Below are 1,284 nucleotides of genomic sequence, written 5' to 3' on the forward strand. Positions count from 1 at the left end.
AGAGGTGGCTCGGTTTGTTTGAACAGTTTCGGGCGTTTCGCTAAGTGGATTTCCGCCTCGATTATGCCGCCACCATCATTGGCGTCAGCGCGTTGAAGTAAGCCTGATCCGGTGTCTGCCGGTCAAGTGATGAATGTGGGCGTCGGCTATTGTAAAAGGTCAGATAACGGCCGATGCCAGCGCGTGCCTCAGACACGGTTTTATAGGCATGGAGGTAGACCTCCTCGTATTTAATCGAGCGCCACAGCCTCTCGACAAAGACATTGTCCCGCCAAGCGCCTTTGCCGTCCATCGAGATGGCAATTTCAGCTTTCTTCAACACCGCCGTGAAGTCGATGGATGTGAACTGCGATCCTTGATCGGTGTTGAAGATGTCCGGCTTACCGTAGCGGGCAAGCGCCTCTTCAACCGCCTCGATGCAGAAGTCGGCTTCCATCGTGATCGACAGTCGCCACGACAGAACACGCCGGCTGAACCAGTCCACGACGGCGCAGAGATAGACGAAGCCGCGTGCCATCGGGATGTAGCTCATGTCCATCGCCCAGACCTGATTGGGCCTGGTAACCGCCAGCTTGCGCAGGAGATAGGGATAGACCTTGTGCCCCGGCGCTGGTTTCGAAGTGTTCGGGCGACGGTAGATCGCCTCGATACCCATCTTCTTCATCAGCGTGGCGACGTGCAATCGCCCAACCTCCAGCCCTTCTCCCCTCAAAAGCCCTTGCAACATCCGACTTCCGGCAAACGGGTAATCGAGATGCAATTCGTCGATCCGGCGCATCAAAGCCAGATCGACGTTCGACACTGGGCGCGGAGAATAATAGACACTGCCACGACTGAAGCCGAGAAGCTTCGCCTGGCGCACGACGGATAGCTTGTGATTGCGGTCAATCATTTCTTTCCGCCCAGCAATCCCGCCTTGCCGAGCGCACCGGACAAAAAATCGTTCTCCAGCGTCAGTTCGCCGATCTTGGCATGAAGCGTTTTGACATCAACGGTTGGACCGGCAGGTTCGACCTTGGTTTCATCGCCGAAAACGCCTGTCGCCCCCTCAAGAAGCTGTTCTTTCCACTGCTTGATCTGATTGGCATGCACGTCGAACTGCTGGGATAATTCCACCAGCGTCTGCTCGCCTCTGATCGCGGCAAGCGCCACCTTGGCCTTGAAAGCCGGACTATGGTTCCGGCGCGGTCGTCTCGTCATGGTATCTCCTGTTCCCAGCATTTAAGCTGAAGTCAGGCGGAAATTCCACTTATCCTAGCTGTGCAGATTTCCCGAGCCAGCTCT

The 1,284-nt window shown here is 56.2% G+C and carries 1 protein-coding gene; it reads right to left on the minus strand.

Translation table 11 applies throughout. From position 1 onward, the window contains the following. Nucleotides 1-61 precede the first annotated feature (61 nt). Nucleotides 62-1,200 (minus strand): IS3 family transposase gene (locus HWD97_RS24145; protein WP_181375965.1). Its coding sequence is split into 2 segments (ribosomal slippage): nucleotides 62-942 and nucleotides 942-1,200, totalling 1,140 coding nucleotides; the frame shifts between segments, so codons are not numbered across the junction. Between the last annotated feature and the right edge of the window lie 84 nt (nucleotides 1,201-1,284).

The organism is Ochrobactrum sp. C6C9, from assembly GCF_022627935.1.
GTDB classification, from domain to species: domain Bacteria; phylum Pseudomonadota; class Alphaproteobacteria; order Rhizobiales; family Rhizobiaceae; genus Brucella; species Brucella teleogrylli.